Source organism: Pseudoalteromonas shioyasakiensis, from assembly GCF_001550135.1.
In the GTDB taxonomy this organism is placed as follows: domain Bacteria; phylum Pseudomonadota; class Gammaproteobacteria; order Enterobacterales; family Alteromonadaceae; genus Pseudoalteromonas; species Pseudoalteromonas shioyasakiensis.
In genome coordinates, this window is sequence record NZ_LRUE01000013.1 from 262,809 (window position 1) to 285,188 (window position 22,380).

At 37.3% G+C, this 22,380-nt stretch carries 13 protein-coding genes; all 13 read left to right on the forward strand.

Annotation, left to right across the window (positions count from 1 at the left end; genetic code table 11):
• The first annotated feature begins 121 nt into the window (after positions 1–121).
• The 13 genes from PASHI_RS06460 to PASHI_RS06520 all read left to right on the forward strand — a co-directional run bounded on the left by PASHI_RS06460 (position 122) and on the right by PASHI_RS06520 (position 22,380).
• Positions 122–991 (forward strand): TnsA endonuclease N-terminal domain-containing protein, encoded by an 870-nt coding sequence (locus PASHI_RS06460; RefSeq protein ID WP_062564969.1) that lies wholly within the window; start codon positions 122–124, stop codon positions 989–991.
• Positions 981–3,167, forward strand: coding sequence for a Mu transposase C-terminal domain-containing protein (locus PASHI_RS06465; protein ID WP_062564970.1), 2,187 nt, complete (start codon positions 981–983; stop codon positions 3,165–3,167). Before PASHI_RS06460 ends, PASHI_RS06465 begins: the two co-directional genes overlap by 11 nt.
• Before the next feature lie 10 nt (positions 3,168–3,177).
• Positions 3,178–4,740 (forward strand): ATP-binding protein, encoded by a 1,563-nt coding sequence (locus PASHI_RS06470; RefSeq protein ID WP_062564971.1) that lies wholly within the window; start codon positions 3,178–3,180, stop codon positions 4,738–4,740.
• Positions 4,740–5,669 carry a TniQ family protein gene (locus PASHI_RS06475; protein ID WP_062564972.1) on the forward strand — a complete coding sequence of 310 codons (930 nt, stop codon included), beginning with the start codon at positions 4,740–4,742 and terminating at the stop codon, positions 5,667–5,669. The genes PASHI_RS06470 and PASHI_RS06475 overlap by 1 nt, the downstream gene beginning before the upstream one ends.
• Before the next feature lie 4 nt (positions 5,670–5,673).
• On the forward strand, positions 5,674–7,284 hold the full coding sequence (locus tag PASHI_RS06480) for a TnsD family Tn7-like transposition protein (protein WP_062564973.1): 1,611 nt from the start codon (positions 5,674–5,676) through the stop codon (positions 7,282–7,284).
• 75 nt (positions 7,285–7,359) lie between these two features.
• Positions 7,360–7,677, forward strand: a complete 318-nt coding sequence (locus PASHI_RS06485) for a hypothetical protein (RefSeq protein ID WP_062564974.1) — start codon at positions 7,360–7,362, stop codon at positions 7,675–7,677.
• A gap of 322 nt (positions 7,678–7,999) precedes the next feature.
• Positions 8,000–11,506: a DEAD/DEAH box helicase family protein gene (locus PASHI_RS06490; RefSeq protein ID WP_062564975.1), complete on the forward strand. Its 3,507-nt coding sequence runs from the start codon at positions 8,000–8,002 to the stop codon at positions 11,504–11,506.
• Positions 11,503–13,464 (forward strand): hypothetical protein, encoded by a 1,962-nt coding sequence (locus PASHI_RS06495; protein ID WP_062564976.1) that lies wholly within the window; start codon positions 11,503–11,505, stop codon positions 13,462–13,464. Before PASHI_RS06490 ends, PASHI_RS06495 begins: the two co-directional genes overlap by 4 nt.
• 5 nt (positions 13,465–13,469) lie before the next feature.
• Positions 13,470–14,126, forward strand: coding sequence for a hypothetical protein (locus tag PASHI_RS06500; RefSeq protein ID WP_062564977.1), 657 nt, complete (start codon positions 13,470–13,472; stop codon positions 14,124–14,126).
• A gap of 104 nt (positions 14,127–14,230) precedes the next feature.
• Complete coding sequence (locus PASHI_RS06505) at positions 14,231–15,397, forward strand: hypothetical protein (protein WP_062564978.1); 1,167 nt, start codon at positions 14,231–14,233, stop codon at positions 15,395–15,397.
• Between the two features lie 459 nt (positions 15,398–15,856).
• Entirely contained in the window at positions 15,857–16,195 is a 339-nt protein-coding gene (locus PASHI_RS06510; RefSeq protein ID WP_062564979.1) for a hypothetical protein, read from the forward strand.
• Between the two features lie 666 nt (positions 16,196–16,861).
• Positions 16,862–19,546, forward strand: coding sequence for an ATP-binding domain-containing protein (locus tag PASHI_RS06515; RefSeq protein ID WP_062564980.1), 2,685 nt, complete (start codon positions 16,862–16,864; stop codon positions 19,544–19,546).
• Between the two features lie 23 nt (positions 19,547–19,569).
• The gene (locus tag PASHI_RS06520) at positions 19,570–22,380 is read left to right on the forward strand and encodes an ATP-dependent DNA helicase (RefSeq protein ID WP_062564981.1); all 2,811 of its coding nucleotides are present in this window, start codon (positions 19,570–19,572) and stop codon (positions 22,378–22,380) included.

Sequence of the window (22,380 nt, forward strand, 5' to 3'; positions counted from 1 at the left end):
GGAGGTGGAATAATTAATAAACAATAAAATAACGTATTGAATTGTAAGAAGTATTACAATTTGCTGTATGAAAAATGAGCTGCTATGAATTTATAGTTTAAGAAATTTATAGGAGTTAATCATGAAAACTGTAAAACAGCCTGAAATCACTCAAAAAGAGTTGAATAAAATCATTGCATATCACAATGACGTCGAAAAGTATGGGTATAAGCCTTGGAACACAATTCGACAGTCTCACACTTATGGTCAGGGTCAGGAGATCTTAAATCGTTTTAATGACCGAACCATCCACTTATACAGCCGTGGTGAAAGGCAGTTATTTGTTCTACTTGAGGCTATGCCAAATGTTATCGATATCAAAGAGCAGTTTCCATTGCCGCTCAATGAAACACTAGATTTGGCATCAGAGCTTAATATTAAGCATCCCGGTGCTTACAAAGAGCGTTTTGAACATGACGGGGTTATCCCTGCTAAAACAATGACATCTGATTTGGTGGTAACGTTCCGCTTACCAAACAATGAAGAAAAAGTCGTTGTTTACTCTTTTAAGTACCAACAATCTCTAGATTATTTAGCGAACCCCAGAACCGCAAATCGGACTTGGGAAAAGTTAAAACTTGAACGAGAGTACTGGCAAAGAGAAGAGATTGAGTGGGTGTTAATGACTGAACAGTGTTATTCACCAATTTATATCTACAACTTAGAGTATCTCCGAGAGTGTTTTGAGTCCCCAGAATTACTCGATGTTAGCGACAAATTTTATAAATTATTCATTAAATCGTTTCGTCAATATGAGGACAAGTACTCGGTTTATACGTTACGACATATTCTGGAAAAGGTATCTGATGAGCTAAATTTGGAGCTGTTTCACGCTCAAGCTTTATTCCAAAAAGCAGCGTATTTTAAAGATATTAAAATTGACTTGTTTCAGGAAATTGAATTATTTCGACCTCTAATCGCTAATCCTGTGGAGGTGGAATATGCAGCTTAATCAGAAGTTGGTTAGTACGAATAAAAATCCAGTAGAGTTATTGATTGTTGACGTAAACCCAGAACGAGAGCAAGTCGCTGTTGTAGATATGTTATGTGATCCACCCAAGCGTCCTAAAGCGCAATCATTTTCTTGGGTTCAGGAAAAGTTAGCATCTAAAGAATTAGAATTGGAAGAACATGATCACTCAGATCTTCTGATGGTTGAAGATTCCGAGCTTAAGCCGAGTTGGATCAGAAGGCGCAATGAAGCTTATGCTGCAATTTCAAGTTTAGTGGAAGACCCTATTCAGTTGGACCAATACTTTTTTGGTGATTCAAGTGGCATATTAGCTCGCTTAATCAAGGAGTCTAAACGCAGTCGAAAGTGGGTTCAAGCGTCGATTAATCGATACTTTCGATACGGTAGTGTGCCGAATGCCCTGTTACCTCACTATGAAGAGTTAGGTAAAAAATACGTTGGTCCTAAAAAGCCAATTTATAACAAAGATGGCAGCACCTGCCTAAAATCTAAACCCGGGCCTGAAACCAAATCAGGAAACGCATATCGATACATAACAGTTGAAGACAAAGACAAGATTTTTGAGTTTTCAAAAAAATTGAAAGATTTGAAAGAAGTTAACTTGCAAGACTTGTATGAGAGTTACTGTAAAGAGTATTGCGTGGTCGCGATCAGACCGGAAGGCACTACAGAAGATGATGTTGCTGAAGAGTTTTATGCTGTTTTACCGCGAGTCCGTTTAATTAGTCCGAGAGCTTTTAAACGCTATCTAAAAAAATGTATTGGAACATTGGAGTTTATCCGTAGGCGCACAGGCAGTATTGTGTATGAAAAAGACCACGCTGGAAAACCGGGTATAGCCGCTCATGGCTTACGAGGTCCACGAAGCCGCTATGAAATAGATAGCACAACGGCTGATGTTTACATTCGTTATGAGTATTCAAACGATGAGCAATTGAGTATTGGGCGTCCAACAATTTACTTTGTTATTGATGTTGTTAGCTCAATGATAGTTGGTGTTCATGTATGTTTTCACGGTCCCGACTGGCAAGCAGAATCGCAAGCACTATTTAATGCTTTTACAGACAAGGTTGAGTTTTGCAGACAGTTTGGTATCGAAATAAGCCATGATGATTGGCCGTGTGCTGATATTTGTAACGAAATAACGTTAGATAGAGGCACAGAAAACAGCCATAACGCGATTACTTCAGTGTTAAAAGGCAAAATTGGTATTAAAGCTGCGAATTTTAATGCCTATCACCGTGGTGACTGTAAAGGCACCGTTGAAAAAGCATTCGATACTATACAAGGAGAAGCAATACCTCAGCACGAAGGTAAGGTTTATAAGGCTCCAAAAAAAGAAGATGCCCATCCATCAAGAGGTGCGGTATATACCTATCGCCAGTTTATGCAACGTTTGATTAAAGAAATCATCCATCGTAACAACACGGCAGCGAGAGTTGATAATCATAATTTTGAAATGTGTCGCGATGAAGTTGGCTTAACACCTCGTGATATTTGGAATTGGGGAATCAAGCAGTCAATTTTTCCACCCATTAAAAAATCTAAAGCCTCGCTGCTGTTTGCTTTGATGAAAAAGGAGCACGCTACGGTCACAGATAAAGGTGTCAGATTTAGAGGTGTGTTTTACAACAGCCCTGAAGTGATGGAACTCAAATGGCTGGATAAAGCGAAGAATGATGGTCGATTTAAAGTGGAAATTCGATATACCGATGTCAATTCTAGCCATATTTGGTGTCGTCATCCTGAGACTAAAAAGATAATTCAAATGGAGATCACGGAGCGAAGTTGTCAATACAAAAACCGACTATGGGCGCAAGTTTTAGCACATCAAGAAAAGCTGAAAGAGCTGCTGGCCCAACTTGATGAGAAGCGTTTTAGTGACCGTATTCTTGTGAATATGTCGCTCGAAGAGCTGGACAATACTGTAAAAGAAGAGCTTCGCAAGCTGAAGAAGTCTCAAGCGGTTAGCCCTGATAAGACTGTAAGAGAAAGAAAACAGCAACATGGTGATATGGAAAAACAAGTTCAATATCAACATTTGTTAATAGCGATGGAAGATGCAGCCAATTTCACTGAAACACCAGTTCCCCATGTGGTAGGTGGTGATGAACTATTAGACCCAACATACAAACGTAAAAATGTCGCAGCATAGGAGAATTCAAATGACAAATATTACATACATTTCACATCCAAACCCTAGCTGCAAAGGCAATCCGTTAATTGAAGGGTTAGGATACCCAATGTTGCAGGAAGAAGTTGAAAAGGCATGCGATGACGGCGTTACGCAATTGGGAACGTTAAACGAAGTTCCAGTTCAATACCACAGTTATTATATCCGAAGCGCAATAGATAATTTGGCTGAATGTTATATTGCCCGTGATGAAGTTTACGCTTTGTATGAGAAACTGCGTCGAATGATTGAAGCGGGGTACATAAATAGAAACCCCGCAGATCCTGTACTCAAAAATAAAATGCTTACGGCTGTTCACCAAGATGATGAAAATCAGCATGATGCGGTTCTCTTGAAAACCATTACGGGGCAGGACATAGATTCTATGCTAAGAGCAAACGGAAGCTTTTTGCTGGCAGGCCTAAGCGGAGCCGGAAAAACGTCTTTGATGCTTCGTATATTAAAGCTAATACAAAACGAGCTTTATCATTCAACTTACATCACTCCTGATGGTAATGAAATAGAAATTGAAGAGCTTCAAATCCCATATCTTTATGTGCAAATTCATAATCGAAAAGGGCAAAAAGCATTTCTAAAGACCGTGATAGAAGCTATTCAAGTCGCTACTAAAATTCCATATTTAACACGTGATGTAAAAAATGTCGATTCAGTTGATGATCTTATTCGTTTAGTTCGTAAATTAATGCTTAAACATTATGTTGGTATATTAGTTATTGATGAGGCTCAGAATATTGCACCAAATTTTGCTACTGATGATGACAAAAAAGCCTTAATTAAAAATGAGAAAACCTCAATTAAATTTATTGAGGAGATTTTTAACCGTATAGGCGTACCACTATTCTTTATTGGCACGTTATCGACTTTAAAGCTATTTGGTAAAGAAGTAACTATTAGCCGCCGAACTCTAATTGATGGGAGTCTTTTATTGTTAGGGGCAGATGTCGAAGGTGGCTTTTGGAACCGATTCTTCAAGGAAATAAACTTGTGTCATTTATTAGATGGCAAGCATGACCCTGAAGAGCACTTAAAGCGTCACCTGCATAGCCTTACACAAGGCATCCCAGCTATCGCGATTAGCTTAATGCGAGCCGTATTGAGTCATATGTCTAAGTTTGACAAGGGTGAGCAAGGCTTGACGATAAAAGCGTTATCTCACGTATTCCGTCAGCAGTTTTCTGAGCTTCAAAAGCCTTTAAAAGCTCTTAAAAATGAAAAATACCACTTATATGAAGACTTAGCGCCTTTAGCTGACTTAGTAGAGATCAATAAAGAGATTTCAAAGCAGTTGGCGGAATCTGAGTTTGAATTAAAAAATCGGGATAAGGAAAAGAAGGAGCAATTGATACTAGACACGGACAAAGAAGCGGAGGCAAAAGTCGAAAAAGAACTGAATAAAGTGCGCAAAGCAAAAGTAAAATCTAAACGGTCTAAAGTACCAGTGATGGATGCCAAGCTAGCTGCAAAAATTGGAACGAAAACCTTGTTGAAAGCTGGCTCTGGCCCAAAATCAAGTATTATCTCGGAAAATTCTTAATGGAGCAGTTACAAAAACTACTTCCCGGCGAAGATTTATTTGGTTTGGTTGGTCGCTCATATGTCATGAGTAGCTATAGGGGTTTCAGTGCTATGCGTCATGAATGGCAATTAACACATTATCGTCATCTGCCGGGCGTATTCATCAGCCGGGATTTTGAAAAACTGATTGAAGCTTTAAAGTTGGCTCCTAGTGATGTTCACGCCAAGCACACATGCTTCAATATGCTCAATTCATCTATTTCTCAAGATGAACTTGAACATCACCGCAATCTTTCAAAGAACGTTACTTTTAACATCAAAGGTAGTGAGCTAGCACAACCTTGGCGTTGGTGTTCTGAGTGTGTAGAAGAGGATATCGAAAGCTTTGGTATCCCCTATTACCATCGTGATCACCAAGTTCCCGGCGTGAAACACTGTTCTAAGCACAAGTGTGCGTTGGTCTCAAAGTGTAATTCATGTGGTAATGATGTAGGCCAATTGAAGCAGCAGCCAATTCCACCATTAGATGGGCATTGTATGAAATGCGGAAGTGAATTTGAGAGCGATACGAGACTTATATCGCCGAAAATGACCGTTGTTGAGTCAATCTGTTTAGATATGGCTTATGGGCGGTTAAATATATCACAGCAGCAACTCGCTTCTAGGGTTCAATATTATCTTGGGATAAGACAAGGTGATATAGAGCTTGATGTTGCTAGAGCCTCGATAAGAGCATTTTATAGAGATATTATCGAGTTTTATGGTGCAGATGAGCTGCGAGTATACTTACATACGGTAAAGGAGCAAAAGCAGGGATTAAAATGCCCAGCGCTCAAAAGTGGGCGAGTGTATAACCAACACTCTATTGGCTTGCCACTTCACCCAGTAGCAATAGCTGTCATTTGGCATTTCTTAAATGAAATGCTCGGCAAAGCAATAGCAGAATGATGTCATGTCTAATTTCAGTTATTCTCAATATATTGAAGGCGAGTCAATTTATGGATTAATCACGAATTACCATGTTGCGAGTTGTAATCGAAGCTGGAAACAGACAAATTTAGATATATTTGGCCGCACACACGTGCGGCTTCATCCGGTATTGCCCAATAACATCAACGCGATAGCACAATTCTTCAAAGTAGAGCCTGTATACTTGCTCAATCATGCGACTGGTTATCCACTATATGCGTTTTCACTGTCGAACCAAGCTTCTAAGCTAAAGAAAGTGCTCTTATCAGCAAAAGGGCAGTTAATTGCGAGTTATTCGCGGCAAGCCCCTTCATCGCTGCCATTAGCCAAGCAACACCGCTATTGTGCAAAGTGTATCGAAGAGTCATTCGAGACGTTTGGTACTTTGGCTTGGCGAATCGAACATCAACTTTACGGTGTAAGCCACTGCCCAGAGCATGGTGAGCCATTACTTTATCTAAGTTCAGGAGAAGGGGGTATAAACAGACACTACTGTTTACCAGAGGGAGGTGAACCAATCTTATTGGAACAAAATGAGAAAGCAGTCCGCCTATCAATCTTTGTCACTAAGTTATATCACTTACTTCAAGAAGGAAATAAGTCTCGAAGCGTGATTGATTTGTATACCGATTGGTTGATGATAAAAGGCTTTTTAACCAAATGCGGGCATATAAGAATGCGCTTTTTGGCTGATGAATTATTTAACTATTGGAAAGAACTATTTGAAGCTACTGAAGAGCTGATACCTCTTGAGTTAAGCAACTTTAATTATGTGGCGGATATCATTCATGAGCGCCGCCCAGTCCATTATTTAAAACACGTTTTGCTAATGGCTTTTCTCGCAAAATCGCCCCAAGATTTTTTTGCTTTGAGTAAAGTACCCAAACCCGCTCCTGAGCTTTTAAAGCAGCAAGACTCAGCATTGGAAAGTAATGTATTAAAGCTTCTTGATGATGGCAGCAGTCTGAGGGAGATCAGCGCTAGTTTAGGAGTATCAGTTGGCTATGTAAAACAACTGGCACTTCGTAATAACTATGAAATTGATCGACGTCGATGGAAGTTAACAGACGAAATAGAGCGAGATGTTTGGCGAAAAGCATTTGTTGGATGTCATAGAGCCGATATTGCAAAACATCATGGCATATCGGTTGGCACTGTTGAACAACTTATTCAAAGCCATAAAGGGTTATCTGATTGGCGACATCATATGGTCATGGCTAAACGAAGAGCGAAAAACCGAGCTGCTCTGTTGCAAGCTATTGGGACCAATCCTCAAATTACGCGAAATGAATTTAAGCGCTCATTTAGTTGTTATATGTGGCTTTACAAGAATGACCGAGAGTGGCTGTATCAAAATTTACCAGCACCACAAGCAAAAAAGTATTACCCATCAGTTGACTGGGCCGCGCGAGACAAATTCCTAGCGATCAAAGTAAAGTGTTTACCTGCCGAATCTAAATCATTATCTGAGTTGGACAGAGCATTAGGTGGACATGGATGGTTGCTTCACGATGCGAAGAAGTTACCTGAGACAATGAAAGAGGCAGCTAAAATTCTTGAAAATTCAATGGGTAGAAAAATAGTTAAGGATTAGCTCCATGGTTTGGTTATGTTTTTAATTGATGATTTCTTATCATGAACCACCCTCTTCATTTCAAAGGCTGGGTTTATGAATACTGTAGTTTCGAATTGGCAAATAGTATCAATTTTTGAAAAAGGTGAGCATGTAGGCGATGTCTTGTGGGCTATATGTGTTGATGATATGACATGCAGGTTTCATCGAGGAGACTATATTTGCACTTCTCAAATAATAAAAGTTAACGTTGACACAGATATAGTTAAAACCGCTAGTGGCAGTATTTACCAATTACTAGGCCAAGGTACGCATTCTTCAATTAATTTCGATGATTTTGAATTATTGAGAAACGGTTTTAGTCCGCAAGAGATAACAAAAATGAAATATGCTTCGAATAGTTCAGTACACTAACACCTCTAGTTATTTTGTAAATATAATTACTAAAAAGTAATTAAAGTTATATTTTCTATATGGTTGTTTTTTTAAATTATTGAAAATAAAGGTTATTATTTTTTGGTTCATACCTTGCTTTGTAATTAGCACTCTTTACTTTAAAAGATTTTTAAAAGTGAACTTCTCTATGATTTATGGCGTTGTTCTCATTTTAACTGGTTGTAATGTATTAAAAACATATACAGCCGAGCATTGTAATCTTAGTATGTATTCTTGTGAGTGTCTCAAAGTGTTATCTAATCTTTGGCGATATTGTTACAAGGAATAAGGATGTGACTAAATGGATAGTGAACTATATAAAGCATATATTGATCTTGCAGGCCCTGAAACTGTCAGACAAGAAGAGGGTTTCATTGCACTGGTAGATGCGCAAACAGGGTTAGGTAAAACCTATCAAGCTACAGAGCTTCAGTTGGAGCATCTAATCAGTGACTCTAGAAAGAAAATCATCTATACCACCAACCTAAGGGTTAATGTTACCGAAGCCTACGAGGCGTTGATTAAAAGAATCAATTTGCATAATGAGCTTTCACCACCTCAAAAAAAACAATTTCTTAAAAACGTCGTTCATATTCCTTCTCAAGAAAGTTCAATTAAATTGCTGCATGAAGATGATTGGCAAGTATTACTTGGAGAAGTTGAAGGAGCACATTATCGCAAGATTAGCATTCTACGAGACAGTATTAAAGTATTGGAACAAGCTGCACAGTCATTAAGTAATCAGCAGTTAAATGATGAATTAAGTGAGCGCTACAGTAAGCTGTTTAGAACGGTTCAATCAATATTCAAAGATAAATTAAACAAAAAAGAGTTCTCAGCAACTTCCGCCGTTAATGGAATACTTGAAAAGTTATTCCCTGCAAGTCGAATCGATGAAGATTCGACTCAAGTTATTTTTATGACTACGGCGAAGTTATTATATCCTTGGCATGCACTTAATAAGAATCACAGGATTAGTGATGTACTAAAAGATTCGTTGATCATTATCGATGAATTTGATCGCCAACAAGGTGAGTTCCTGAGTCACTTATTAAAGGGTGGTAAAGACTTTGATGTTATATCACTCGTTAGAAGGCTTTATTCAAGTTTTCAAAGCTTTAAGGTTCAAGGTGATGATGAATTTACAGGTGTCGATAAGAGCTTTAGTAAGTTCAGAGAGCAATTAAAAGAGTTTGATGCTAACTGGAAAGTAAACCTTCGACCATATATAAATGACGCGACCATTCAGGCAGGCATAGAAAACCAGAATAGAGTGTTTACTATGTTATCTGACAGAATGTCGTTACACACGATTAATTTTAAGCACGATGAGCTTAACTCTAAAATCGACGAGTTTAATGGATCACATGAAATAGGAGCTGGAGGGGAAAAAAGTTCAATCACTTATGTGAACAATGGCAGTCAACTTGTTCGTTCTTTTTGTAATGCTATGCTCAGCGCTACTAACACCTTGTCGAACAATTTGAGAAAAGCTGAAGGTAGTAAATCCCACTCAACCGAAGATCTTATTGTTAAAGTGCTGAACCACTTTGGTCTAGCGGAACTTAGCAAAGATGTCATCTCCTTGTTAAGTGCTAGATTGAGCTTTCGTGTACAAAAAGACTATAAAGCATATAGCTATCATGATAGTGGATTTGAAATAGCCAAGGTTAGTAAGTTTAGTGAATTAGATAATACCGCTACAGCAGCAACTTTTGAGTTAGCTTTGACGCCGACAGGGTTACTAGCAAACTGGGTATTGGAGGGAGCTAAAATACTGGGTATAAGTGCAACTGCCACTAGTCCTTCGGCTATTCACAACTTTGATTTAGCGTACCTTGGTAACGTATTAGGTGATAAATTTAAGCAGTTAAATGAGTTTCAAAAGCAAGGAATACAACGAGAGTATTTATCAAAGCGCCGCTATAAAGAACATCAGGTTAACATCGATGTACAACCTATCTCTGAAAACGAATTGCGTGGAGGGATTGATCTTCTATACAAAGAGTTCTTGGGAGCTAACATTGATGAGTTGATGTTAGAAAACAGATTATGTCAATTGCTAGAAGCTTCACCAAAATCAATCTCGTTTGCAAAAAATAGGGTGAACAAGTTAATTGGTGCTATTAAAAGGTTTTCAGAACATCATTCTAATCGATATCTGTTTTGCATGTTAAACAACAGCTACAAAGGACATGAATTTTTTAGGTTCATGGAATTTGTGGGCTGCAAATATGGAGTCAGAATTTTTGAGAACATAAATGCTGCCTCTTTTAGAAATGAGAAGTTTAACTCTGTTCTTCAATTGCTAGAGGAATCAGAAGAAAAAGTTGTAGTAATAACCAACTATCAAGCTACTGGGGCAGGGCTATCACCATCATATAAAGTTAATAATATAAGTGATTTTATTTATATTGGCCCAGAAGGTGAGCCACCACTACAAAATAAGACAGATATCGACTCAATATATATTGAACAACCTAAGAGTCTTATTGGTAGTTTTATTTTTGAAGATCAACCTGCGGAAGATAGAAGCCTTGCGATAAAGAAAAATATCCACGATGCACTAATGCTCCATGAAAAAGAGGTTATTGTTGCCAATGATGTGAAGCCAATTTTGAATAAGTTCATTGCGACTAATGCCAAGGGAATGTCAGTAAGTTCTTTGATTGGCTTTTATAAAGATACTGACGACTATAGATATGCTGTATTTAGGTATATTGAGCAAGCGTTAGGGCGTATGTGTAGAACTGAATTAAAGCAGAAAGAGATATGCATCATGTTTGATGCTGAGTTTGACTTCATTCAAACATTGGCATCAGATAACCGAGACTTGGCTTATTTATCTGTTGAGTACTCTTCTCTAATTTCGAAAATAAAATCAGACTTTAAGTATGAAGCAAAACAGAAATTAACTCATTCATACTCGGTTAAAGCGAGCCGGAACCACGCGCATATTCAAAGGTTAATCACGAGTGTCTACCGTCACCAAAATAGTGATGCGATTGGTCAATATAATCGATTAAGAAGTCTCGTACTGCAAGCACCAACAGCGTCAGAAATGCCAATTGGGGAGCGAAATCGATACTACATCCGGTCTAAAGTTTTAGGGAGCTATAGTTACCATATTGACTATAAAGACGAAAGCGGGGTAACGCAGGTGTTTATAAACTCTGACGATTATGCTGGTCAGAAAATCGTCTCAGATTCATCCGCTAAGTTGGATGCTCTCATGCAGAACGAAGTTGTCAAAGAACACTTTAATAAAAATGGATTCGCAACCTCATTTGGAAAACATGAATACCTAATAGCCCCCGCAATGTATGACATATACATGGGCGCACTAGGAGAAGAAACTGTTTTTGCCGTACTAAATGAGTTTGGCTATCAGGTAGAAGAAATGCCTGAAGGCACCATTGAATGGTTTGATGGCTTTTTAGAAATTGGCAATAGAATTTTATTGATTGATGTAAAACATTGGGATGTTGAAAAGTCATGCTTACAAAGGGATGACACGATTGAAAAGTGTAAAGCCAAACTGGAAAACATAAAGAAAAAAATACCAGAGCCTTTCAATGGCAAGCAAATACAAGCGATGTATATCAACGTGTCTTATGAAGACGGCAGTACAATAACAGGATCACATTTTTCTAATGGTGGAGAGTTGCTTGTTGAATCTGCTAAGTTGTTAGAAGCTGATGTTATCGATGTGCCCGGTATAATCGATATCAATACGGGACAGTCTAATATCCCGCCAATGGAACAACTATTAAACTTTCTTGAAACTTTAAAAGGATTTAGTAAATGAGCAGAAGCCTTACGACATTAATCGATGTAGTCATTAACCATGCTGAATTAGCCAAATTATTCGATCTTTACCAAGTTAGTTTTAGCACAGAAAAGCAGCAATTAAGTTGGGGTAAAAAGCTATCTAAAATTGATAAACATACATCGCCACTTGGTTTAATCTCGCATGGTGGAAAATATTGGATACTTTTAGATAAAGATGCAGAAGCACCAAAGAAACTCCCTGATATAGGGTTTGTGTCATCTAGCTTCGTAGATTGCGATGATCTATTGATAACTCGTTTGCTAACTAGAGCTTTAGGGAAATTGTCAGGAGAGCAAGTCTTTTCAGGTTTGGGTGAGACATACCTTTATTTAGAGACTGATAGTTTCAAAAAAGAAACCGTTCATAAATGTGTAAGCGTTGATATTAAAGAAAGTTTGCGCTTTGACTCCATGTTTATTGAGCTTAAAGGGACTGTTTTTTGCCCTACTGAAATGGTTTTTAAACCTCAAGCCGTTATAGAGCAAGCTCCTAAGTTTTCTTTTGATCTGACAACAGGAATGTTAAATCGGGATAAGAATGGCTCGCTGATGATAAATAGTCCGGGAAAAGGGAAGTATACAAGTAATGCTATTGATATATCGGGGCAAAAACCAATTTCGCTTAGAAAATCTAGAACTGGTGCACTACATCACTATGTCAGTTTGATGAACAAGACGTTTAATAAAGCATTTGAGATGAGTTTAAAACAGATTAATGCGGATTGGCGACAACATTACGGCAATGCAGAAATTAAAGCTGTATATAATAAAATCTACGATGTTGTGAACACCACTGGTGGTATTAACATTGTTAACGCTTCACTTTCTGAAGAAGGCTATAGAAAGCTTCAAAATGAAGAATGGCCTGTAAAAGTTAATTTCATTGCTAATGATGAGCTTAATGATAAAACGCCAACACTTGTTGTATTAGATAGTAAAGCAGAATATGAAACTGCTGGATTAGAAGATAAAAAACAGTCCTTTTATGGTCAAAATAAGGTTGTGCAAAGTACTTACAACAAAACGGTCATAACTAAAGATAGTAAAGCTTTAAAGGTTTTAATAGATACTTGGGTAAAAGAAATAGCGATTAAGCTGGAGTGCAAACAGAACCAGTTTTTGATCCAAGAGTTCAATGATTATTATTGGTTTGTGTCGGTTGAACAGCGATATAAGAATGACCCTGTTACTTATCATATTCTTAAGTGTACTGATGGTAATTTTACATATGAGTCAGGTGATGAATTTTATTTTGATGACTTAGGGATAGAGTTACCAGAAAGGCAGCGCTATTTTGAAAAGATACACTATGTAATCGATATGGGGTCGGGTGAGCCTAAAGTATGCTCAATCGTTCATGAAGGCATTGCAGCAGTCCCTGATGGAGCAATACTTTTTGATATTCTCAATCAATTAGAAAAGAGCAGTGTAGAGGGGATTACTAGGCATTATATTGACAACTTTTTATCAGCAAACAGTAAGTCTGGAGATCCATTAATATCACGCCTCAAGTCTTTATTAGAAACATTTCCGAGCAAAGGCGAGTTCTACAAAGACGAAATTAAAAAAGAAGGCATTCAATACCGCTCGAATGCTGAAAAATCCTTTTTCGATGAATACTTTGAGAAGACTGGAATCTTGTTAAATTATTCACTCAAGGGGCAACATAACGAGTATTTGGAATCACAAACAGGTCACTTTTACGATGCGGAACACTCTGCATATTTTGTTGGCATTCCGAAAGGTGGTTTCAAGTTCAGTCGTGGACAATTTAATCACATTCGTTTTTTGGATGGCCCAGATTATTTGAAGCAAAGGTGTGTCGAGTTAACAGCTACTTATTATGTGAGAAATAAGTCAGCAACGGTTTTACCCTTTCCTTTTAAAACGCTCTCAGAATATGTGGAACAACAAACAAGATTCGTGGAGAAATAAACTAAATGATACCAGCAGTATTGTATAGAGGAGCTGTGCCTAACATCTCTGTACAGAGGATTTGTAACTACAATCAAGGAGAGCCTTTAGGGCCGGGAATATATGCCACGGACAGTGAAGATACCCTTAGGTATTATACCAACAGAGGAAGAAGCGGTTATAAGCTCGTTATTGACATCAACTACTTGAACAGAGTTAGTGGAGTCATTGAGTTATCCAAAAAACTCAGAGAACAAAAGCCAGATGTCAAAGACAAACTTTATGTGGTTCTGAAAGAGCATTACGGATTTCTTGATTTAGATGAATCAAAGGAAGTTGTAGATCTTTTGTTCCACAGAGAATATGAAGTCAGCGATTATAATTTAAGGCAAAAAATAAAACATGAACAGCACTTTACTGAATCTCTATGGAAATTTCCGCACTTGATTGTAAAAACGTTTTTTGAATTTATGAAGCCGGAAGTTTGCCAGCCTCCAGAACCTAAAATCGTTCCAAAAGATGAAGACATTATTAAGAGTTTAGTTTCGGAAGGAATATGGATAGGAATTGGGAGTATCGAAGGCACAATTGTTCAGAGTGGAGCGATGGATTCTGGTATGCAATATTTGTTTTATGACGAGAATGCTATATGTAAAAACATAGAGCTTGGTAAGGAGGTTTGATATCTGTAAGGTGAATTGATTTCATTGATAAAACTATTTCGAGACAAAGGCAGTTAGCTGTGCATTTGCTAAGCTCAAATTTTTGGTAATAAGGTCTTGAACTAATGTCGGTCACTAAACTTACTATTGCTGAATTATACGAAGCTGTCTGGCAAAAGCCATTAAAAACACTAGCCGAGAATTGGCATATTGATCCATATGCTCTGAGTAAATTGTGTGATAAACACAAAATTCCACGCCCTCATAATGGTTATTGGACACAAAAAGCGGTTGGTAAAAACATATCTATTAAGCCATTACCGGGCGACATACCTGCATCTCGTTTAATTGATTTATCTTCATTGCAAGGAAATAAACGAGAGAAGTCGAAGGTACAAAGTTGTCCGTTGCCACCACCTAAAAAATCATTGGGCCGATACCCTCTTCTCAAAGGAATAAAACAATCGTTAGCTAAGCCACGTCATAAATATGATTATATTATGACCCAACAATTTGACGATACAAGTGTGCTCCGTCTTGATGTATCCATTGAGCAAAGAGACCGAGCGATAATTCTCATGCACAGTTTAATGTCGGTCTTCGATATTAATGGATGGCTTGTTAAAGTTGATAGTCACCGCTACGAAAAACGATTGACGAATATAGTAATCGTCGATGATGTCGAAATTCAGTTTAGATTGCGTGAGCGATTGAAGCAAAAGAAGCGAGAATTGACAGATAAAGAAAAAGTGGAGAAAGAGCATAATCGGTGGGTGTGGAAAGAAAATATTCTTGTTCCTAGCGGAATACTCCAGCTAAAGATTGATGCACCATTGCCACAAAGTATGAAGTCGTTATTTGAAGACAATACCAAGATTACACTCGAAAACCAGTTAGGCACCTTTGTAGAAAATTTAAGGCATAGTGCTGAGCATAGTAAAGTATTAGAAGATAAGCGGAAGATACAAGAACAAAAATTGAATGAGGAACGTAAGCGCAAAGAAAAGCTTGAACGTGCGATAAAAAGTGAACAAGAGCGAGTTCAGTTATTTCTTGGGATGTTTGCAAAATGGCAACAAGCCAACGAATGTCGAGAGTTTATCAATGAAGTCATTTCAAGTGAACTGGTTAAAGAGTTATCGCCTGAAGAGTTAATTAACTGGAAAATTTGGAGTGAGCGCATTGTTGATAACATAGATCCTCTAAAAAGCCCTGATTTAATGCTGTTGTTTAAGCGAAGCAAAGAGTTGGATGATTCAATAATTGAGGAAGCTTTGTTGAGACAAGCATAAGAGATGAGAAAGTCATATCTCAGGGGTTATAGTATAGGTCCTAACGAGGTTTATTTATTCTTTATGTTTGATCTAATTGAGTATAAAGGAGCCATAACCTTAGACAAGATATCAGAACATGATAGTGTTCATTAATTGTAACTGACTAGAGCTGAATAAATTTCGAAGTGTTGTATTCTCATTGTAGATGGCTTCGACTAGTAATTGCATTAAACTAGCGTTGGCTGATAAACCTGTCGAAGTAACAAAAATATTTATATTTAATCTATAGCTTTAATGAATTTAAGCTATTTAATTCATTGAGTTAGCTCTTTGTTTAAATAATAAACATTAAAATAATTGTTTATTTTAATGTTTATTAAGTCCTTTTAAAACAATGGTTTATTTTTGTTTTTTGCTTGATTTAATTGTTTTTCACTTCTATTACTTTTAAAGTGATAAAACCAATAGGTGATTAAAATGAAAACATTGAAATTCAAGACTCAATCATTCTCAAGTATCAAACAATTTAGTAAAGACTTGCTTAGCAGTAAGCAATTAGAAGTTAACTTGCCTGTTCAATGTCTTGATCCTCACTTCATACCTTTTCATGAGTTTGTCGAAAAATTTAATAAGGTGCTGACGGTAAATCAGATCGATACCGTAACGATACCTAATGCTGCGATTTCAAGTAGATGTATTATTGATATCTTGACTCTACTTATTGAATTAAAAGTTAAAATCACGTTCGAAAAGCGCTTGAACAAGTCTGAAATCAGTAAAATACCTTTGTCTATATTACGACGTATAGAAAATTAGCTATTAGTTCAGAGGCGACGCACTTTTTACCATGCATTTCTAGGATAAATTAAGTTACTTATTTGTAATTAAATCAACATTATACTTACTGTTTTGCTTGTAATTAATTGATAGTTTTGACTTTTGTTTTTGGTCTAATGCTTGTCCTCTATTGATTACTATGGTTATCCAATTCAAATAGGTGTAGCGAGATTATTTAGGCAAAGATATGAAAGAATCAAATCAAGAAACCTTCTGTCATTGCTTTGGTTGTGACAGACCAATCAAAGTCGGTGAAAGAGTACATAGCATTTCCTGTACAAGGGAAACGATTGTCTCATCTAATGCCGTTCAGCCTGACTACGGGGAAGGTTTGGGTACATGGTGCACCCCTTGCTTCTCCGAATTACTAAGAAAAGGCAGTTGTGATGTCGCTGTTGAACATTTCACAAGTGAAGATTAATGGATGAATCTATCAACTTTGTAACTGATTATTTTTGCTAGTAAAAAGCCATTTGAGAGTTGCTTCTTTCTTGTAATGTTTATAAATTAAATCGATAGGTTGATAAATAGTTACGGAAGATCAAAGAAAATATTATTGAATATCAATAATATTTTGTTCGTCCAGATATTTAATTGAGAGCCTCGAAGTTAAAGAACACCAGTTTTTCACAAGGAGTACGGTAGATGGATGTTAATTCCAATTTAAAGAAATTAGCTAATGAAACAGTGGATGTATTAAAGGAAATCGCTGATAAGGCAAAAAACTCTTCATCCCAATCGGATAACTCCAATTCCTCATCCCATCTAGCAGTCGTAAATACTTTTAATGATACTGGTGCTGTGAGTAGCATGAATAAAATTTCGAGTTCTGTTTTAGCTGCTAATCAAGCTCTACAAGATGAACCCGCAATTGCCAGAATCATTTATGATGACGGTGAGAAACGAAGAACGTTATACGTTGCTAGGAAAGGCTCGATTCGGCTAAACGATGATAATGAGTTAGCCAGTTATGGTTCACCAAAAGGACATCTTGCTTCACTAAATGTTGGAGATGAGTATAAAGTACCTATTGATGGTCAACTTCAGTTGGTTGAAGTAATCGAAACGTTAACTATTAAACCTAGTAAAGTCGAAAGTAATTGGGATTCGAGTTATTCAGTTTTTACGTCAGAAGATGAAGAAGTTAGCACTATTGCTCCTTCACTTAGAAAACTTTTTGAAACTGAAATTGACTTCTCAGATACGTCATCTTTAGATTTGCTTCTTTCAGACCAGCCTGACGGTGGCGTAGTTTCAGGTGTTGCGCATCAAGTTAGAGTGGCGATGAGCCTAAGAGATCAACCTATTCTAGATAAAATTCAATCTGAAATATTTAGATTGCCGTTAGATAGCCAGTTAATAATCTTGGGACCACCGGGAACAGGTAAAACAACAACTCTTATTAAGCGTCTGGGCCAAAAGTTAGATATTGATCTATTAGACCCTACTGAAAAATCGAAAATTAACAAGCTAGAATCAGGTGAGGCTGGACATAAAGCTAGCTGGCTTATGTTTACACCGACGGATCTACTCAAACACTATTTGAAAGAAGCTTTCGCTAAAGAGCAAGTACCAGCATCTAATGACCAGCTTAAAACGTGGGATAACTATAGTAATATTTTGGGCCGGAACACACTTTCGATCTTACAATCAGGCAATAGTAGTGGGTTTATTTTAAAACCTGATTGCTATTTAAATGTTAGCGCAAGAAGTAGTTTGCCTACCGTATACGAAGATTTCATTTCATTTCATCAGGTTCGAGTGGCTGATGAATTAAGTTCAAGCATAGAACAACTGTCGTCTTTTGAAGATGAGAGATTAAAGCAAATATGTAGTGGTTTATTAGGCATTAAGGAACGACTTACTGAAAATAACCTAATTGAGTTTTATCGTCAGCTTGAAAAATATCAAGCTGACATTACTCAAACTATTGAAGAAATAAAAGCTGGGACTGACAAGGATCTTAGAGGTTATTTAGCTCTTCAATTTAATAAAAATAAGCAGTTTATTGATGAGTTAACACGCGTCATCAATGATTGGAAAAATGCGAAACTGCAAGATTCAGAAAATGAAGAATTTGATGACGAAGATGAGGAAGAGGTAATTACGACAGCTCAGCAGCAAGCATTCAGTGATTACAAAAAGGCAATCCGAGCACTTGGTAAAGCTAAATTCTTAAAGCGAAGCACTCCTAAGGGAACTTTATCATCCACGATTATTGATTGGCTAGGTGATCGTCTACCTAGTCAAGAGGACCTTATTGACCTTGGTCGTTCAACTGTCATCATGACTGAGCTAAGAAAGTTTAAGAACGCTGAAGTTAGATATCTAAAAGGGATCTCACGCAGTTATCGCTTGTTTCGAAAATCAGAAGAAGTATTTAAGAACTGGTTTGAAAGTACGCCTTCAAAACCAAACTATATTGAACAGTGCGAGTTAGACATTCTCATTCTTGCTAATTTAAAAATAGCTAGAGCACTACTTAAAGAGCGATTTGTTCAGAAAAAAATTGAAAGCTCTGGAGTCATTGCAATTCAATCAGTAGCAAGTAGCTTTAAAAATCAAATCTTAGTTGATGAAGCAACTGACTTTTCTCCGATTCAATTAGCCTGTATGGAATCATTAACTGAGCCATCTATCGGCTCTTTTTTCGCCTGTGGTGATTTTAATCAGCGTATAACGGAGCTTGGAACAAAGAGTACTGAGCAACTAAATTGGATTTCACCAAAATTAAAAACAGAAAAAATTGATGTAGTTTATCGACAGAGTGAATTATTGAATCAATTTGCCAAAGAATTGTTAATGGGGATGAAAGGCGACATTGACTTCGTTGGACAACTGCCTAATAACGCCAATCATAAAGGTGTTCCTCCCGTTATTATTGAAAACACTCATTCAACAGGGGAATGTGTTAGCTGGTTAAAAGACCGTATCCTTGAAGTTGAGAGAAACGTTGGGCAACAAGTGGAAGGGTTACCAACAATAGCGATATTGGTCAATCATGAAGATGAAGTGATACCAATGGCAGAGGCATTAACAAATGAGTTGGAAGATCACAATATTCGTGCGGAAGCCTGTGTTGGAGGCAAATCGTTAGGTGAAGCTAACGATGTGAGAGTATTTGATGTTCAGCACATTAAAGGACTGGAGTTCGAAGCCGTATTTTTTGTGGGTGTTGATGTTCTCGCTAAGAAAAATCCAGAGCTTTTTGACAAATATCTCTATGTTGGTGCGACGAGGGCTGCTACCTTTTTCGGGTTAACGTGTGAAGGGAATGCTCCTAAATTAATTGCAGATCTTAAAACAAGCTTCTGTGATTACTGGCGCTAGTGATAAGAGTTGAAGGAGTAACGATGTCGAATTCAAATTTTTCATTTTTAAGAGATGGTTTTCAGTCTCTAGCTGATTTAGGTGGTGCTGCCGAGGATTATGTCCATCGAGATCCACAGGCCGCATTAGTTAAGTTAAGATGCTTTACTGAGTCGCTAGTAGGTTTTATCTATACAGAGCTTTCAATCGAAATTGATCCTGAAGCGGATTTGTTCAAACGGCTAAATAACAGGGGTTTTAAAGAAGTTGTTGACCACTCTATCGTAGCGAAACTGCATGCTCTGCGTATTGATGGAAATAAAGCGGCCCACAATAATGTTAAACATTCTAAAGAGCATAGTCTCTGGTTGTTGAAAGAAGCATTTTTAGTAGGCAAATGGTTTATCCAGACTATTAAACAAACCTATATTGATATTCCTGATTTTGTTGAGCCTAAACCATTGCCGGGACTAGCAGAAACATTATCTAATAATAAAGATTTGCAAGGGCAATTAGACCAACGCTCAGAAGCATTAAAGAGTGCCGAAGAAGAACTAAAGTTGCTTCGAGAGCAATTAGTTGAAGCACAAAGAACTCAAACTCAAAAATCAGAATATCATGTTCTTGAAGCATTCAAGCAAGCTGGTAAAGCCGCTGCGTCAAGCTTTGATCTTCAAATGAACATTACAAGAAAGAATATTGATATATTTGATGGTTTTCGACAACACTCATTAACTGAATCTCAATCCCAGCTTGTAAAGCAACTGGATCAGTTTTTAAACAAGGGAAATGAGCCTGTTTTTCTTTTAAAGGGTTATGCAGGTACAGGTAAAACGTTTATTACAGAAGGTCTAACGCAATATCTTACAGCAATTGGTCGCCAATTTGTTGTAATGGCTCCTACGGGAAAAGCAGCAAAAGTAATCAGTGATAAAATAGGTCAAGAAGCATCTACCATCCACCGAGTAATTTACAATTACGAAAATGTTAAAGAGTATACTTTGGACGGCCTTGAAGGCTCTGAGACGTTTAAATGTTACGCCGAAATCAAAGTAAATCAAAATACATCTGAGACAGTTTATATTATTGATGAATCCTCTATGGTTTCCGATACATACTCTGATTCAGAGTTCTTTCGGTTTGGTTCTGGTTATTTGCTTAAAGACTTACTCAGTTATGTAAATATTGATCACAACGACCATACAAAAAAAGTTATTTTTATTGGTGATAATGCGCAGTTACCGCCCGTTGGGATGAATATTTCTCCTGCATTGAGCGCTAAATACCTTCAAGATAAGTACCAGCTAAATTCAAGTGAATTTGAGCTTACAGAAGTTGTGAGACAAAAAGCTGATAGCGGTATTATGGACAATGCCAGAACACTAAGAGAGTCTATGCAGGCTGGTGTCTTTAATAAACTAGATTTTCAAGTAAATGAGAAAGATGTCCACGAGCTTTCAAGCGAAAGTCTCCTTACTCGATTTTTAAATGTTTGTGATAACAAGTTAGCAAATACTAAAAACTCCATCCTTATTGCTTCATCGAATGCACAAGTAAGCCAATATAATAGAGTCGTGAGGGAACATTTTTTCCCCATGCAAACTGAAGTCGTTGCAGGCGATAAAATCATTTCTGTTGCGAATCACTATGTAAAAGAAAAAGTTATTACCAACGGTGAATTCGGTATGGTTAGGCGAGTGCTTTCAGGGCCTGAGGTAAAAAAGGTAACACTGCGTAAGAAAGGTGAAGATGGCACTACAATTACTTTTACAGTCGAACTTCAATTTCGAGATGTTGAGTTAGGTTTTAGGGACGAAAATGGCGATGTCAGCTTTTTTGTCTGTAAGATTGTTGAAAACTTGCTCTATAACGATGAGCCAAGTTTAAGCTCTGATGAATATAAAGCATTGTATGTAGATTTTGTTAATCGTCATCCTGAGCTGAGAACTAAGGATAAAAAAAATGAGTTTCGTCTTGAACTATTGGCAGATCCCTATTTTAATGCCTTTAAGGTGAAATTTGGTTATGCCATCACTTGCCATAAAGCCCAAGGTAGTGAATGGCAAAATGTATTCTTAAAATGTAGCTCGCATCATAAAACCCTTAGTCAAGATTACTTCCGATGGCTATACACAGCCATAACAAGATCGTCTTCACAGCTTTTCGTTTTAGATCCTCCCAAAGTAAAATTAGGCACTGGGATCTCGCGTGTTGGAGGAAGCAATAATAACCCGGTAAATGATACTTCTTCTCATAAAGAGCAAGATTTGAATAATTCCAATCCAACATTGAATTGTGAAAACATTCCTGAGGGGAACCAGTTCTTGCGCAATTTGTACTTAGAAGTGAGCAATCAATTATCTAATACAGATATTAAGATAGTTGAGGTTACACATAATCAATATCAAGAAGTTTATCTTTGCCAACTGGGTGAAGAGTTTGGTACAGCAAGAATTTCATACAATAGTAAGAACAAAATATCAGCAGTGAATTGTAGTATGTACAATGCGACTGGCAATTTGTTATCTGAAAAACTTAGTTGTCTTAAAGGTAAACTAATTACTTCTAATTTAGGGTCAGCTTCCACAAATTTTGATTTCCCAGAACCATTTTTAGAGGAATTTCACGACCAATTGACCAACATCCTCAAAGAGCATGACATTTCAATTTCTGAAGTATTAGCGAGAGACTATACGCAAAGGTACAGCTTTCATAGGTCAGGTGAGACTGCCGTTGTTGATATCTTTTATAATGGAAAGAGTCAGTTCACGCGCTTGATGGGCATGAAAAACTTGTCTGGTTCGGAGAAATTAATGCATCAAGTAGAGGGATTGATTGAAGAGGCGTTTAATTAG